Consider the following 15,157-nt stretch of genomic DNA (forward strand, 5'->3'; position numbering starts at 1 on the left):
TCGAACCGGTGATAGCGGCCCAACCGCTCGCTCAGCCCCCCGACTCACCCGCGTGCGGGCTCAGCACGTCCGTCCCCACCAGGATGTACAGCAGGATTCCGAGCAGAATCCGGTAGATCACGAAGGGCATGAAGCTCTTCGTAGTGATGAACTTCATGAACCAGGCGATCACCGCGTAGCCCACCCCGAAGGCGATGATCGTCGCGAAGATGGTCGGCCCCCACGACACATGGCCGCCCTCGCCCGCGTCCTTCAGCTCGAACAGCCCCGACGCGAGCACGGCGGGGATCGCCAGCAGGAACGAGTAACGGGCCGCCGCCTCACGGGTGTAGCCCATCAGCAGACCGCCGCTGATGGTGGCGCCGGAGCGGGAGACGCCCGGGATCAGCGCCATCGCCTGGCAGAGGCCGTAGATCAGACCGTCCCGGACGCTCAGGTCCTTCAGTGTCTTGCGCTCCTTGACCACCCGGTGCCGGCCGCCCGCCTCGTCGCGGGCGGCGAGCCGGTCCGCGAAGCCGAGGACGATGCCCATCACGATCAGGGTCGTGGCGATGAGCCGCAGATCACGGAACGGGCCCTCGATCTGGTCCTTCAGCGTGACGCCGAGCACACCGATCGGGATGGAGCCGACGATCACGAGCCAGCCCATCTGCGCGTCGTGGTCGCTGCGCATCGCCTTGTCGGTGAGCGAGCGGAACCACGCGGAGACGATCCTCGCGATGTCCTTGCGGAAGTAGATGAGGACGGCCGTCTCCGTGCCGATCTGGGTGATCGCGGTGAACGCGGCTCCCGGGTCGTGCCAGCCGGCGAACGCGGCGGTGAGCCGGAGATGCGCGCTGGAGGAGATGGGAAGAAACTCCGTCAGCCCCTGGACGAGCCCGAGGATGAATGATTCGAACCAAGACATGAAAGCTACGCCACCCAAGAGCTGATCACGGTCTGTCAGGCGCGCGTGAAGGCACATGACCCGTGAGATACGACTCACGTACGTCATCGGGCCGGCGCCGGGTGGCAGCGTAGCGCCCCGAAATGAAGCGCTTGCCGCAGCCCCCGCCGGGGAGGCGGGAGACGTACCCGCCCGCGCCGTCACACGCGGGTGCGACGACGCGGCGGCGGGCCGGCGGACGGTGGTCCCGGCGCGTGAGCCTCAGCGGCCGGCGACTCGGCCTTCGCCGGCGCAGACTTCGCCGCTTCGGCCTTCGGTGGCGCCGACTTCGGTGCCTCGGACCTCGGTGCCGCGCAGGCGGTTGCGCTTGGTCCAGGCGACCGCGGCCGCGGCCAGGCCCGTCACCACGATGAAGCCCATCGCGATCAGGAAGGCGGGAGAGGTCGGCGAGCCGGCCCGGCTGCCGGCGACGACGTACGCCGCCGTGTTGGGGATCGAGCCCAGACCGGTCGCGAGAAGAAAGGGCAGGTAGCCCATGCGGGAGACGGCGGCGCAGTAGTTGGCGGCGGCGAACGGCACACCCGGGAACAACCGGATCGCCAGCATCGAACGGAAACCGTGCCGGCTGAGCTGGCCGTCGGCGGCCTTCAGCCAGCGGCCGCGCAGCAGCGGCCGGAGCGCCTCCTGACCGAGCAACCGGCCCAGCGTGAAGGCGATCCCGGCTCCCAGCACCGTGCCGGCGAGCGCCGCCGCGAGCCCGGCCTGGGAACCGAACAGCGCGCCCGCCGCCAGATTGAGGATCGGCCGCGGCACGAACGCCGCCGTGCACACCCCGTACCCGACGCCGAACAGGACCACCGCCGCCGGCCCGCCCAACTGCGGCGGCCAGCCCGCGGAGAGCAGCCGCTGTGGCTCGTAGAGCAGGACCGTCACCGCCGCGCAGGCCAGCACCACCGCGAGAAGGGACAGCCGCGACCAGGGCGAGAACAGGGCCCTGGAACAGCGGAGGGCGAGACCGGACGCCGGCCTGGGGACGGGGTCGAACATCCGGGGAGACTAACCGACAGCCGCCTGTGATCGCCTTATTGTGTGCCGTATGACGCACGTCGCACCGCGCAGCGATCTCGCCGACACCGTCATGGCCCGGCTCGTCGTCGTGTACCCGGCCGCGGGGGACGCCGACCGTGCCGCCAAGGCCGCCGCGTACATGAGGGGCGTCGCTCCGTTCCTCGGCATCCCCGCCCCGGAACGAAGGAACCTGTCCCGCACGGTGCTCGCCGGCACGCCCCGCCCGGACGAGGCGGACTGCACGGCCGTCGCCCTGCGCTGCTGGTCCCTGCCGGAGCGGGAGTACCACTACTTCGCCGCCGACTATCTCCGCCGCCACGCCGGCCGCTGCTCCTCCGGCTTCCTGCCCGTGGCACGCCGGCTCGTGCTCACCGTGCCCTGGTGGGACACCGTCGACGCGCTCGCCGCCCATGTCGTCGGGCCCTTGGTGGCCGCCGATCCGGAGCTCGGGGCAGTGATGGACGAATGGATCGACGACGAGGACATGTGGCTGGTGCGTACGGCGCTCCTGCACCAACTGCGCTTCCGGGCCGCGACGGACAGCGGCAGGCTGTTCGACCACTGTCTCCGCCGCGCCGGCCACCCGGACTTCTTCGTCCGCAAGGCGATCGGCTGGGCCCTGCGCGAGTACGCCAGGACCGACCCCGACGCCGTACGGCAGTTCGTCGACGGCGCCCGGGACCGTCTGTCGCCGCTGTCCGTCCGCGAGGCGCTCAAGCACCTGTGACGGGCGCCGGGGGCGGGCGTTCGTGACCGGTGCCCGCCGGTGCCCGCCGGTGACGGGCGCTCGTGATCCACGGCGACCGCTCGTGGCGGGCGCCCTGGCCGGGTGGTCCCGCCGGGTCGCTTTCGTGCGCACCGCGGTGCCGGGAAAACCGTTCGACGGCCGCACCGTCACCGGGCGATCATTCACTCATGTTCCGGTACGCCTTCCTCGCAGCGCCGTCCGCAGACGCGGACGCGCCGAAGGCTGCCGTTCTCCTCGCAGCCGATGCTGCCGCAGCGCCCCTCGACGGCGCCCGAAGCTGACCCTTCCCGGATCGTCCGGCGGACCCCGCAGGGGGAGGGTCGGCCAGGCCCAGGGGTCCCACACTTCGAGTTCCGGGAAGGAACCATCGCGCCATGCCCAAGACGGCATACGTGCGGACCAAGCCGCACCTCAACATCGGCACCATGGGCCACGTCGACCACGGCAAGACCACCCTGACCGCCGCCATCACCAAAGTCCTCAGCGAGCGGGGGAGCGGCACGTTCGTGCCCTTCGACAGGATCGACCGGGCGCCCGAGGAGGCCGCGCGCGGCATCACCATCAACATCGCGCACGTCGAGTACGAGACCGACACCCGCCACTACGCCCACGTCGACATGCCGGGCCACGCCGACTACGTCAAGAACATGGTCACCGGCGCCGCCCAACTGGACGGGGCGATCCTCGTCGTCTCCGCGCTCGACGGCGTCATGCCGCAGACGGCCGAGCACGTCCTGCTCGCCCGCCAGGTGGGCGTGGACCACATCGTCGTCGCCCTCAACAAGGCCGACGCGGGCGACGACGAGCTCACCGACCTCGTCGAGCTGGAGGTCCGGGACCTGCTGACCGCGCACGGGTACGGCGGCGACGCGGCGCCGGTGGTGCGCGTCTCGGGGTTGCGGGCGCTCGAGGGCGACCCGCGCTGGACGGCCGCCGTGGAGGCACTGCTCGACGCCGTCGACACCTACGTGCCGATGCCCGTCAGGTACACCGACGCGCCGTTCCTGCTGCCCGTGGAGAACGTGCTCACCATCACGGGGCGCGGGACCGTCGTCACCGGGGCCGTCGAGCGCGGCACCGTACGGGTCGGCGACCGTGTGCAGGTGCTCGGCGCGGACACCGAGAGCGTGGTGACAGGGCTGGAGACCTTCGGCAGGCCGATGGAGTCGGCGGAGGCGGGGGACAACGTGGCACTGCTGCTGCGCGGCCTCCAGCGGGACCGGGTCCGGCGCGGCCACGTCGTCGCCGCGCCCGGCAGCGTCGTGCCGAGCCGGCGCTTCACCGCGCAGGTGTACGTGCTGTCCGCCCGTGAGGGCGGCCGGACCACAGCGGTCTCCACCGGCTACCGGCCGCAGTTCTACATCCGCACCGCGGACGTCGTCGGCGACATCGACCTCGGCGGGACGGGCGTGGCACGTCCCGGCGAGACGGTCGCGCTGACCGTCGAGCTGGGCCGGGACGTCCCGCTCGAGCCGGGGCTCGGCTTCGCGATCCGCGAGGGCGGCCGCACGGTCGGCGCGGGCACGGTGACGACCGTGCTCTGAAGCGGTGGAGGGACGGGGACAATGGCCCGGTGAACGAGCCGATCCCCGTCCTGCGCGCCGTCGACGGCGGCACCGCCAAGCTCATGCCCGACGTGGACCATGAGCGGGCCTGGCTGCTGACCGTCGACGGCGCCCCGCAGTCGTACGTCGACCTGGACGATCCCACGCACCTCGAGTTCGAGTACCTGCGCCGGCTCGCCTACGTCGTCGACTGCGCGGCCGACGAGGGCACACCGCTCTCCGTGCTGCACCTCGGCGGCGGCGCCCTCACCCTGCCGCGCTACATCGCCGCGACAAGGCCCGGCTCCCGGCAGGACGTGGTCGAGTACGACGCCGGGCTCGTCGCCCTCGTCACCGAGCACCTGCCGATGCCCGACCGGTCCGCGGTCACCGTCCACCGGGAGGACGCGCGGAAGTGGGTCGAGGACGCGGCGGCGGACTCCGTGGACATGGTCGTCGCGGACGTCTTCGGCGGCTCACGGGTCCCGGCGCACCTGACCACGGTCGAGTACGCGAGAGCCGTGCAGAGGGTGCTCCGGCCGGGCGGCGTCTACGCCGCCAACCTCGCCGACGGCGCGCCGTTCGCCTTCCTCCGCTCCCAACTGGCCACTTTCGCGGAGGTCTTCGCCGAACTCGCCCTGATCGCGGAACCGTCCGTCCTGCGGGGGCGCCGCTTCGGCAACGCGGTGCTGCTCGCTTCGCAGTCGCCCATCGACACGGGGCCGCTGGCGCGGCGGACGGCGTCCGACGCGTTCCCGGCACGGGTCGAGCAGGGGGCGGCGCTCGCGCGGCTGAGGGGTGACGCGGGGCCGGTGGACGACACAAAGGCGGTCCGGTCGCCGGAGCCGCCGGACGGAGCGTTCACCGTGGGGTGACATGCCGCTGGGCTGGGGCCGTTCCTCCGGGCCGCTTCTTCCCGAACCGGGGTGGGCCCGGGCCCCGTACCGCGCTTCGCGCGGTGCTCCTCAAGCGCCGGGCGGGCCGAGATGCCGCTGCACGGTACTCCGGGCCGTGCCCTGGCGGCGGAGCCTTCGCTGCGCGAAATCAGCCCCCGGCAACGTAGGCCGAGCCGGCGACAGCGGCGCGGGGGTCCGGGGGCGGAGTCCCCGCACCACAGCGCGCAGCGCGGTGGCGGGTCCGGGCGGAGCCCGGTTCGGGAAGGGGCGGGTAGGGGAGGGGCGCGCCGGGCACCTGCCCCCTACGCCTGCGGCGCCGCTTCCTTCGGCACCGACGGCATCTGCGCCGACGGTCCGCCCCCCGCGACCGTCGCCCCCCGACGCCGCAGGTTCCGTACGTCCGGTACGAACAGCACCGCCGCCGTCACGACCACCACCAGCGCCGCGCACCCCAGCAGGGACGCCCGCCGTCCGAACAGGGATTCCGCCGGGCCGGCGAGCGCCGTGGCGAGCGGCAGCATCGCCACCGAGCCGAACCAGTCGTAGGCGGAGACCCGGGAAAGCATGTCCTCGGGGATCTCCTGGTGCAGCGCCGTCATCCATGCGACACCGAACACCTCGATCGCCACGCCGCTGACGAACATCACCACCGCGAGGCCCTCCACCTGCAGGGGCACCGCGAGCGCCGCGGACGGCGCCGCGAGCGGGAAGACGCACAGCGTCCCGGCGAGCAGCAGCCGCCGCGGTTTCCACCGCATCATCAGCAGCGCCCCGCCGAGCGTGCCCACGCCGAACGCCGCGAGCGCCACACCCCAGGGCGCCGCGCCGCCGAGTTCGTCCCTGGCGACCAGGGGCCCGTAGACGGATTCGGCCGCTCCCACGACGGCGACGACCACCGAGAACTGGGCCACGATCGCCCACAGCCACGGCCTGGCGACGAACTCCTTCCAGCCGTCGCGCAGGTCGGCCAGCAGCCCCCCGCCCGCTTCCCGGGGCCTGATGTGGCTCACGTCCAGGAACGCCCGCAGCGCGCCCGCGACCGCGAAGGCCGCCGCGTCCACGGCGAGGACCCAGCCCGGTCCGATCGCGGCGATCATCGCACCGCCGAGTGCGGCCCCGCCGATGGCCGCGCCGTGCATGGCCATCCGGAACAGGGCGAAGGCCCGGCTCGCCTGGTCGCCGCTGACGCTGGACATGAGCATGCCCTCTGCGGCGGGGTTGAAGAAGGCCTGGCCGGTGCCGCACAGCGCGGTCAGCAGCATCATCTGCCACAGCTGCGGTTCGCCGGACAGGACGACGAAGGCGAACAGCGCCTGCGAGACGCAGTTGAGGGCGTTGGCGGCGACCATCACCCGGTGCCTCGGCAGCCGGTCGGCGATCGCGCCGCCGATGAGCAGGAACAGCACCAGCGGGAGGGTGCGGGCGGCGGCCACCAGACCGACGTCCCCGCCGTCGCCGCCCGCCTGCAGCACCGCGAACGCCGCCGCGATCAGCGCACCATGGCTTCCCAGATTGGTGATGATCGCGGCGGCGGTCAGCAGTGTGTAGTTGCGGCCCGCCCATTCGGGGTGGCGCGATGTGCGGCGTGGCGCGGCAGCGGGAGATGTCACCGAAGGACTATCCCTGGTGCCGCCCGGACTTGCCAAACGACTTGTCGCGCCTCTGCCCGTGGACAGCCTTCAGCGGTTCAGCCGGAGCTGCCGGCCAGCCGTACGGTGCTGAGGATCTGCTGGATCGTGGCGTCGGGCACCTCGTCCGGCACGCCGGTGTTGGAGTACAGCACCCAGCTCGCGAAGTCGCCCTTGGTGTTCTTGAAGCTGAACGCGATCGACTTACCGTCGGTCTCGCACTTGTTGTCCTTCTTCACGCCCTTGGCCGTGGCGGTCGAGAGACTGCCCTTGAGGCCCGACTTCGTCGTGTAGTCCACGGCCTTGGTCACCTTGACGGTTCCCTTGGGCTCGGTCTGGGCGTAGGCGGCCCAGGCCCAGTTGCCGGCCTCGTTGTAGGCGGCCTCCGCGGTGCTCTTCGCGCCCTTTCCGCCCTTGGTGCCGGTGCTGGCCAGCCCGTAGTCCTCTTCGCTGCCGTCCTTGTCGGAGTCGAAGAGGCACCACTTGCTCTTGAAGTGGGCGGGCGCGGACATCATGACGACGGCCGAGCCGTCGCCCTTCTTCTCGTCCTCGAAGCCGGTGGCCATGCCGGAGCTCGCCACCTCCCACTCCGCCGGCACGTCGAACTGGGTGCCGTGCTTGGGGTTGGTGACGACCTTCCACCCGGCGATCGTGGGCTTGGCCTCGCCGCCGCGCGGGTTGTCCGTCGGTGCCGGGGCGGACTCTTCCGAGCCCTTCGGCTTGTCCGAGGCGTTCGGGTCGGCCGGCTTCGATGCCGCGACGTCACCGCCCTTGCCCGACGACTTCTCGTCCTCCGGCAGTACGACGATGCCGGTCACGACGGCGGTCGCGACGACTGCCGTGGCCGCCACGATCGCGATGATCGTCGTCTTCTTCTTCTCGTCACCTGCCGGCTGCGGCGCTCCCGGCGTCTGGCCGGGTACGGCGTACTGCGGCACGGTCGGCTGCTGGTACGGGTTGGGCTGCTGGTACCCCGGTTGCTGGTATCCCGGCTGCTGATAAGGATTCGGCTGCTGGTACCCCGGCTGCTGGTACGGGTTCTGGTCCTGCGGGTTCTGCTCGCCCCCGGGCGGCTGCTGTCCTGGCCACATGGCCAGTAACCATAGAGGTGCGGCCGTGGCTCTTCTACGCCCGGGCCCCGCGGGGGATGGCCAAGTGAGCCTACTGGTGGGTAACATTCCGGCATGAGCGCAGACCAGATGTCCATCGGCGAACTGCTCGCCGCCACCGTCCCCATGGTCAAGACCCTCAATCTCGAGTACTTGGAGACGACCGCGGAGCGAGCGGTGCTCCGGCTGCCCGACCAGCCGGAGTACCACAACCACGTCGGCGGGCCGCACGCCGGCGCCATGTTCACCCTCGCCGAGTCGGCGAGCGGCGCCGTCGTCCTCGCCGCGTTCGGCGACCAGCTGAGCCGCTCGGTGCCGCTGCCGGTGAAGGCGGAGACCAGCTACAGGAAGCTCGCCAAGGGCGTCCTCACGGCGACCGCGACGCTCGGCCGCCCCGTCGCCGACGTCGTCAAGGAGCTGGACGCGGGCGAGCGCCCCGAGTTCCCCGTCACGGTCGCCATCCAGCGCGCGGACGGCGCCGTGACCGGTGAGATGCACATCGTCTGGACCCTGCGCCCCAACAGCTGATCGCGGTCACGCACCGCACCGGGCCGCCCGGCACCCCTGTGGTGACCGGGCGGCCTCTCGTGTGCCGTGACGCGCCCGTGCGACCGGGTAGGCTGCCCGGCGTGCGCCGGCGGGGCGCGCGCCGGGCGAGCGGCCCGGTGGTAGCGGGAGGCACGGCGTTGCACGTCCAGGAATGGCTCGAGACTGTCCCGGCGGTCAGCATCTATCTCCTCGTGGGGGTGGTGATCGGGCTCGAGAGCCTCGGTATCCCGCTCCCCGGAGAGATCGTCCTCGTGAGCTCGGCGCTCCTCGCCTCCCAGCACGGAGACATCGATCCCTACATCCTCGGCGCCTGCGCGACCGCCGGTGCCATCATCGGCGACTCGATCGGGTACGCCATCGGCCGGAAGGGCGGCCGGCCGCTGCTGGCCTGGCTCGGCGGGAAATTCCCCAAGCACTTCGGTGAGGCCCAGATCGCCATGGCCGAGCGGTCGTTCGAGAAGTGGGGCATGTGGGCCGTCTTCTTCGGCCGCTTCGTCGCCCTGCTGAGGATCTTCGCCGGGCCGCTCGCCGGTGTGCTGCGGATGCCGTACTGGAAGTTCCTGATCGCCAACGTCTTCGGCGGCATCCTGTGGGCGGGCGGCACGACGGCCGTCGTCTACTCGGTCGGTGTCGTGGCCGAGGCCTGGCTCAAGCGCTTCTCCTGGCTCGGGCTCGTCCTCGCGGTGGCGGTCGGCGTCACCTCGATGCTGGTGCTCAAGAGCCGGGCGAAGAAGGCGGCGGCGGAGCAGCCGGCGGCCGCGTCGCCCCTGTCGGAGCCCGTCCCCGTCGCCGACTGACCCGCCGCCCGGGCCCGGACGTCAGTCCTTGTGCGCGTCCCGGTGCTGGGCGGCCAGGTCCAGATAGACCGCCGCGTTGAGCTTGATGCCCTCCTGCTCCTCCTGTGTCAGCTCACGCCGCACCTTCGCGGGTACCCCGGCCACCAGTGAGCCGGGCGGCACCTGCATGCCCTGCGGTACGAGGGCCTGTGCCGCGATGAGGGAACCGGAGCCGATGTGCGCCCCGTTGAGGACCGTGGCCCCCATGCCGACGAGGACGTCGTCGTCCACCGTGCAGCCGTGCAGGATCGCGTTGTGGCCGACCGATACGCGTTCGCCCACGGTGACGGGAAAGCCGGGGTCGCTGTGGACCGTGCAGTTGTCCTGGATGTTGCTCCCCGCGCCGATCACGATCGGTCCGCAGTCGCCGCGCAGCACCGTCTGGTACCAGACACTCGCCCCCGCGGCGACCGTCACGTCACCCATCACGACCGACGTCGGCGCTGCGAACGCCTCCGGGTCGACGTCGGGCTCCTTGCCGCCCACGCCCGCAACCAATGCCCGCTCCGTCATGCCTGCTCCCTCGTGCCTCACCGGTCGTCCCGCGCCTACCTGCACCGTAAGCCCCCCGCTCCCCTGACATGCGCCAGGGGGCGCGGGTGCGCGCACGGGGGCGCACCCGTGCGCGCCGTCTTGCTGTCTGTCGTCCTCGTCGGAGGCTCAATAGCCTTGCGGGCATTGCCCGTTGCTGACGAGGGAGCCCCATGGCCACCGCACAGCACATCCCTGACATCCTGTCGCCGGAGTTCGCCGCCGATCCGTACCCCGCCTACCGGTCGATGCGCGAGCATGCCCCGCTGATCTGGCACGAACCCACCGAGAGCTACCTGGTCTCCCGCTACGAGGACGTGGAGCGCGCCTTCAAGGACAAGGAGTCGGTGTTCACCACCGAGAACTACGACTGGCAGCTCGAGCCTGTGCACGGAAAGACGATCGTGCAGCTCAGTGGACGTGAACACGCCGTGCGCAGGGCGCTCGTCGCTCCCGCCTTCCGGGGAAGCGACCTCAGGGACAAGTTCCTGCCGGTCATCGAGAGCAACGCCCGTGAGCTGATCGACGCCTTCCGCCACAAGGGCGAGGTGGATCTCGTCGACGCCTTCGCCACCCGGTTCCCCGTCAACGTCATCGCCGACATGCTGGGTCTGGACAAGGCGGACCACGACCGCTTCCACGGCTGGTACACCTCCGTCGTCGCCTACTTCGGAAATCTCGCCAGGGATCCCGACGTCGCAGCGGCCGGCGAGCGGACCCGCGTCGAGTTCGCCGAGTACATGATCCCGATCATCCAGGAGCGCCGCGACAACCTGGGCGAGGACCTGCTCTCCACACTCTGCGCGGCAGAGGTGGACGGCGTGAGGATGAGCGACGAGGACATCAAGGCGTTCTGCAGCCTGCTGCTCGCCGCGGGCGGCGAGACCACCGACAAGGCCATCGCCGGCATGTTCGCCAACCTGCTGGCCCATCCCGACCAGTTGGCCGCGGTGCGCGAGGACCGGAACCTCATCGACCGCGCCCTTGCCGAGACACTGCGCTTCACACCCCCGGTTCATATGATCATGCGGCAGACCGCCGCGGAGGTCACCGTCAGTGGCGGCACCATCCCGGCCGGTGCCACGGTGACCTGCCTGATCGGCGCGGCCAACCGGGACGGCGAGCGGTACCGCGACCCCGACCGCTTCGACATCTTCCGCGACGACCTCACCGCGACGACCGCGTTCTCCGCGGCCGCCGACCATCTGGCCTTCGCGCTCGGCCGGCACTTCTGTGTGGGCGCGCTGCTCGCCAGGGCCGAGGTCAGGACCGGGGTCGGCCAACTGCTGGACGCCATGCCGGACATGCGCCTCGCAGACGGCTTCGTCCCCCGTGAGCAGGGGGTGTTCACGCGAGGGCCGAGGTCCTTGCCGGTGCGCTTCACGCCGGTGGCCGGCCGAGCCCCCGCTCGCTGAAGGGCGCCGCCCGGCGCGGCTCCTGCGGAGGAGGTGTGATCCACAGCTCTCCATTCTGGCAAACCTTGCTCTTGCCGTACTTCATCATGCAATCTTCCTCATTGACTGAATGTCATTCAGCATCTGAAGGGGAGTATTCGCATGGCCAGTGCACGCCCCGCGCTGTACGAGATGTTCGACGACCGGTTCAGAACCGGTCGTTGCATGAACGGCGACGACGACCTGGAGGTCCTGTACACCGGCTGCCGCTGGGCCGAGGGGCCGATCTACCTGCCCGCCTGGCGGCAGGTGGTCTGGAGCGACATCCCCAATGACCGGATGCTGCGCTGGGACGAGGAGACGGGCGCCGTCAGCGTCTTCCGCCGCACCGCCGGGCACACCAACGGCAACACCCTCGACCGGCAGAGCAGGCTGGTCACCTGTGAGCAGGGCAACCGCCGGGTGACCCGGACCGAGCACGACGGCACCGTCACGGTGCTGGCCGACCGCTGGCAGGGCAAGCGCCTCAACAGCCCGAACGACGCGGCCGTGAAGTCCGACGGCTCCGTCTGGTTCTCCGACCCGGACTTCGGTATCACCAGCGACTACGAGGGCTATCGCGCCGACAGCGAGATCGGCTCCAACAACGTCTACCGCGTCGATCCCGATTCCGGCGAAGTGCGGCTGGTCGCCGACTGCTTCGGCGCCCCGAACGGCCTCGTCTTCTCGGCCGACGAGCGGCAGCTGTTCGTCACCGACACCAGGGCAGGCTGCATCCGGGTCTTCGACGTACGCGAAGACGGCACGCTGTCGGACGGCGAGATCTTCGCCGAGGCCGGGGCCCGGCGGAAGGCCCGCTTCGACAACCTCCGCTTCGACGACGCCGGCCGGCTCTGGGCCGCGGCGATGGACGACGGCGTGCACTGCTACGACCCCGACGGCACGCTGATCGGGCGGCTCGAGGTCCCCGAGGCGGTCGCCAACATCGCCTGGGGCGGAGCCAAGCGCAACCGTCTCTTCATCGCCGCGGAGACCAGCCTCTACTCGGTGGTCATGGGCGTCACGGGCACGCACCCGACCGGACCGGGGCGCAGACCGTGGCTGGACCCGGAGTCCCGCGCCGGCGACAGCGCCGCTCCTCCAGGCGCACGGTGAGCCACCCCGGAAGCGGGCGGTCACCGCGGTCGCCCGGTCGGGGACCGTCGTCCCCCTACCGCTGATTCCCGGTCCGGCACTCCGCGAGGGCCGCTACCGGTGTGAAGATCACCGGTAGCGAGTCCAGTCCCCGCATCCAGACCGACGGCCGCCAGGTCAGTTCGTCCGGCTCCACGGCGAGGACCACGTCCGGAAGCCGCTCCAGCAGCGTCTCCACCGCGGTACGGGCGATCACATCGGCGAGCATCGGTGCCGGATACGGGCACCGGTGCTCGCCGTTGCCGAACGACAGGTGCGCCGAGTTCTCGGCGCCGATGTGCCCCTCCGGCCAGATCCGTGGATCGGTGTTGGCGGCCGCGAGCCCCAGCACCAGACAGTCGCCGGCACGGATCCGGCGCCCGCCGAGCGTGGTGTCGCGCACCGCCCAGCGGCCGATGACGTTCTGGGTCGGGGTGTCCAGCCACAGCACCTCGTTGAGCGCCTGGCCCACACTGAGCCGGCCACCCGACACGTTCAAGGCGAAGCGGTCGTCGGTCAGCAGCAGCCGCAGCGTGTTGCAGATCCAGTTGGCCGTCGGCTGCTGGGCCGCGGCGATGACCACGATCAGGTCCTGCACGGCCTCCTCGTCCGTCAGGCCGGCCGGGTGCGCCAGCATCCGCGACGTCACATCGGGCCCGGGCGCGCGGCGCTTGTCCTCCACCAGCCGCTGGATGCGCTCCTGGACACGGACGTACGCGGCGACCGGGTCGTCGTACTCCGCGGCGTCCAGCGAGATTCTCAGGTCCCGCACAAGGCCTTCGGTGTCCGCCCCGTGGGCCGGCATGCCGCACATCCGCACGGCGGCGCGCATCGGAAGCGCATGCGCGTAGGCCGTCATCAGCTCCGCCTGCCCGCTGCCGGCGAACGCGTCGATCAGCAGTTCCGCGATCTCGCGGCATCGATGGGCGAGTTCGAACTGGTCGACGCCCTCCAGCGCCTCCGTGACGACTCCGGCGCGCCGCTGGTGCTCCGTTCCCTCGGTGAAGAGCACGGACGGCTGATGCCCGACGAGCGGCAGCAGCGGCCAGTCGGCCGGAACGGCCCCCCACTGGTTCCAGCGCCGGGAGTCGCGGGCGAAGAGCTCGTCGTGGGCGGTGACGTACGTGACCTCGGTGTAGCCGAGGACCAGCCATACCGGAACGTCTCCTTCCAGCAGGACCGGCGCGACGGAGCCGTAGCGGCCGCGCAGGGAGCGGTACAGCTCCGACGGGCCTTGCCGGAACGCGAGGCCGCTCAGCCGGGCCGCCTCCTCATGGGCGGGACAGCCGGGCGGGTGGGGCGCGTGCGCCGCGGTGCCGATGGGGTCGTTCATGGTGTCGTCTCCCGGGCCGTTGCCAGTTCATGGAGGTGGTCGGCGAGGCTGAGCAGGACGTGCTTGCCGGAGGAGCGGATCCGCGCGTCGCACTCGACCAGCGGCACGTGCGGGTCGAGCGCCAGGGCCTGGCGGATCTCGGTCAGGGAGTAGACGGACGGGTCGTCGTCGAACCGGTTGACGGCGACGACGAACGGAGTCCCGCGGTGTTCGAGCCGGTCGATGGCGTACCAGGAGTCGCTCATGCGCCGGGTGTCGACGAGGACGACCGCGCCGAGCGTGCCGGCGAACAGCCTGTCCCACAGGAACCAGAAGCGTTCCTGGCCGGGTGCGCCGAACAGATAGAGGACCATGCGGTCGTTGAGGCTGATCCGGCCGAAGTCGAACGCGACGGTGGTGGTCGTCTTCGTCGTCGCCACGCCCGCGGTCTCGTCGATGCCGACGCCGGCCTGCGTCATCACCTCCTCCGTGTTCAGCGGGCGGATCTCGCTCACCGACCGGACGAGCGTCGTCTTGCCGACACCGAAACCCCCAAGATCACGATCTTGAGGCCGTTCTCCGAATCCCTGCCCAGCGGCGTGAAGCCGGGGAGCTCAGAGGTTGCGGAGTCCATCGAGCACCTCCTTCAAGAGGTCGGAGTCGGGCAGCGAGCCCCGGAAGCGGGCGACCGGCGGATGGCGGGCGGTGACGCGGCCCGTGACCAGCAGGTCGAACAGAAGGATCCGGACGACCGTCACGGGCAGCCGCAGCGCGGCCGAGATCTCCACGACCGCCGTGGGGGCGCGACACAGGTCGAGGATCCGGACGTGCTCCGACTGCATGCCGTGCGACGGCTCGCATTCGCTGACGATCAGCGTGACCAGGTCGAACGAGTCGTCGTCGGTACGGCTGCGTCCGCCGGTGACGGTGTAGAGCCGTTCCGGGTCACCCGTGTCGACGGGACGCCGGGTCATGAGCGCGGACTGTCCTGGGCCGGGAGCCTTGGCGCTGCCCCCAGACGTTCGCCGATCTGCTCGACCAGTTCGGTCATCCGGTGGCCGACCAGGCCAGGGTCGGCGCCGTCCGCCGCGACGACCGCGAGATGCGCGCCGGCGCCTGCCTCGACGATGAACAGCAGTCCGCCGTGGAACTCGGTCATCGAGTGCCGGACGCCGCCGGTGCCGCTGCCGAACTCGATCGACGCGCCTTGGGCGAGGGCCTGGATGCCCGAGCAGATCGCGGCCAGCTGATCGGCCTGGTCGCGGGTGAGATGCCTGGTCCAGCACAGCTTCAGCCCGTCGCGCGAGAGTACGAGGGCGTGCCGGGTGCCGGGCGTGCGCTCCAGCAAACCTTCCAGGAGCCAGGTGAGGCTGGTGTCGGTGGTCTGCATGATCGGGGTGGGCCGCGCGTCCGGTGAGGACCGGGTGTCGGCCTCTGCCTCCTGTCGGTTCCGGTGGTCCGCGTTGTACGGGATGGGGGCGGT

General features: G+C 71.2%; 15 protein-coding genes and 1 pseudogene. 7 read left to right on the forward strand and 9 right to left on the reverse strand.

The features are described from left to right. Positions 1-31: 31 nt before the first annotated feature. Complete coding sequence (locus GLX30_RS30400) at positions 32-907, reverse strand: undecaprenyl-diphosphate phosphatase (protein ID WP_159694163.1); 876 nt, start codon at positions 905-907, stop codon at positions 32-34. Positions 908-1,147: 240 nt separating this feature from the next. Continuing rightward, positions 1,148-1,933 carry a TVP38/TMEM64 family protein gene (locus GLX30_RS30405; protein WP_159694164.1) on the reverse strand — a complete coding sequence of 262 codons (786 nt, stop codon included), beginning with the start codon at positions 1,931-1,933 and terminating at the stop codon, positions 1,148-1,150. 49 nt (positions 1,934-1,982) lie between these two features. Between GLX30_RS30405 and GLX30_RS30410 the strand changes: the two genes are divergently transcribed. From GLX30_RS30410 to GLX30_RS30420, 3 genes are all read left to right on the forward strand, one after another. After that, complete coding sequence (locus GLX30_RS30410) at positions 1,983-2,681, forward strand: DNA alkylation repair protein (protein WP_159694165.1); 699 nt, start codon at positions 1,983-1,985, stop codon at positions 2,679-2,681. A 395-nt stretch (positions 2,682-3,076) separates the two neighbouring features. Continuing rightward, positions 3,077-4,246 carry an elongation factor Tu gene (tuf, locus tag GLX30_RS30415; RefSeq protein ID WP_159694166.1) on the forward strand — a complete coding sequence of 390 codons (1,170 nt, stop codon included), beginning with the start codon at positions 3,077-3,079 and terminating at the stop codon, positions 4,244-4,246. 29 nt (positions 4,247-4,275) lie between these two features. Next, entirely contained in the window at positions 4,276-5,121 is an 846-nt protein-coding gene (locus tag GLX30_RS30420) for a fused MFS/spermidine synthase (protein WP_159694167.1), read from the forward strand. A gap of 323 nt (positions 5,122-5,444) precedes the next feature. Here the strand turns inward: GLX30_RS30420 and GLX30_RS30425 are convergent, their stop codons facing one another. Together GLX30_RS30425 and GLX30_RS30430 are read right to left on the reverse strand one after the other, a co-directional pair. Then, positions 5,445-6,752, reverse strand: coding sequence for an MFS transporter (locus GLX30_RS30425; protein ID WP_159694168.1), 1,308 nt, complete (start codon positions 6,750-6,752; stop codon positions 5,445-5,447). A gap of 77 nt (positions 6,753-6,829) precedes the next feature. Next, entirely contained in the window at positions 6,830-7,861 is a 1,032-nt protein-coding gene (locus tag GLX30_RS30430; RefSeq protein ID WP_159694169.1) for a hypothetical protein, read from the reverse strand. Between the two features lie 93 nt (positions 7,862-7,954). On the opposite strand from GLX30_RS30430, the gene GLX30_RS30435 reads away from it, so the two are divergent. Continuing rightward, positions 7,955-8,407, forward strand: a complete 453-nt coding sequence (locus GLX30_RS30435; protein WP_159694170.1) for a DUF4442 domain-containing protein — start codon at positions 7,955-7,957, stop codon at positions 8,405-8,407. A gap of 158 nt (positions 8,408-8,565) precedes the next feature. After that, positions 8,566-9,225, forward strand: a complete 660-nt coding sequence (locus GLX30_RS30440; protein WP_159694171.1) for a DedA family protein — start codon at positions 8,566-8,568, stop codon at positions 9,223-9,225. Positions 9,226-9,246: 21 nt separating this feature from the next. Here GLX30_RS30440 and GLX30_RS30445 read toward each other — a convergent pair whose 3' ends face one another. Continuing rightward, entirely contained in the window at positions 9,247-9,777 is a 531-nt protein-coding gene (locus GLX30_RS30445; RefSeq protein WP_159694172.1) for a gamma carbonic anhydrase family protein, read from the reverse strand. A 191-nt stretch (positions 9,778-9,968) separates the two neighbouring features. On the opposite strand from GLX30_RS30445, the gene GLX30_RS30450 reads away from it, so the two are divergent. Both GLX30_RS30450 and GLX30_RS30455 read left to right on the forward strand, forming a co-directional pair. Next, the gene (locus tag GLX30_RS30450; protein WP_159694173.1) at positions 9,969-11,210 is read left to right on the forward strand and encodes a cytochrome P450; all 1,242 of its coding nucleotides are present in this window, start codon (positions 9,969-9,971) and stop codon (positions 11,208-11,210) included. A 141-nt stretch (positions 11,211-11,351) separates the two neighbouring features. Next, positions 11,352-12,344: an SMP-30/gluconolactonase/LRE family protein gene (locus tag GLX30_RS30455; protein WP_159694174.1), complete on the forward strand. Its 993-nt coding sequence runs from the start codon at positions 11,352-11,354 to the stop codon at positions 12,342-12,344. Between the two features lie 55 nt (positions 12,345-12,399). Here the strand turns inward: GLX30_RS30455 and GLX30_RS30460 are convergent, their stop codons facing one another. From GLX30_RS30460 to GLX30_RS30475, 4 genes and pseudogenes are all read right to left on the reverse strand, one after another. Then, a complete protein-coding gene (locus tag GLX30_RS30460; protein ID WP_159694175.1) occupies positions 12,400-13,695 on the reverse strand; it encodes a cytochrome P450 in 1,296 nt (431 codons plus the stop codon). After that, a pseudogene (locus tag GLX30_RS30465) lies at positions 13,692-14,308 on the reverse strand (ATP/GTP-binding protein). The gene GLX30_RS30460 and the pseudogene GLX30_RS30465 overlap by 4 nt, the downstream one beginning before the upstream one ends. Further along, positions 14,289-14,648, reverse strand: coding sequence for a DUF742 domain-containing protein (locus GLX30_RS30470; protein WP_159694176.1), 360 nt, complete (start codon positions 14,646-14,648; stop codon positions 14,289-14,291). The pseudogene GLX30_RS30465 and the gene GLX30_RS30470 overlap by 20 nt, the downstream one beginning before the upstream one ends. Beyond that, positions 14,645-15,064 (reverse strand): roadblock/LC7 domain-containing protein, encoded by a 420-nt coding sequence (locus tag GLX30_RS30475; RefSeq protein WP_159694177.1) that lies wholly within the window; start codon positions 15,062-15,064, stop codon positions 14,645-14,647. Before GLX30_RS30475 ends, GLX30_RS30470 begins: the two co-directional genes overlap by 4 nt. Between the last annotated feature and the right edge of the window lie 93 nt (positions 15,065-15,157).

Source organism: Streptomyces sp. Tu 2975 (assembly GCF_009832925.1).
Classification (GTDB): domain Bacteria; phylum Actinomycetota; class Actinomycetes; order Streptomycetales; family Streptomycetaceae; genus Streptomyces.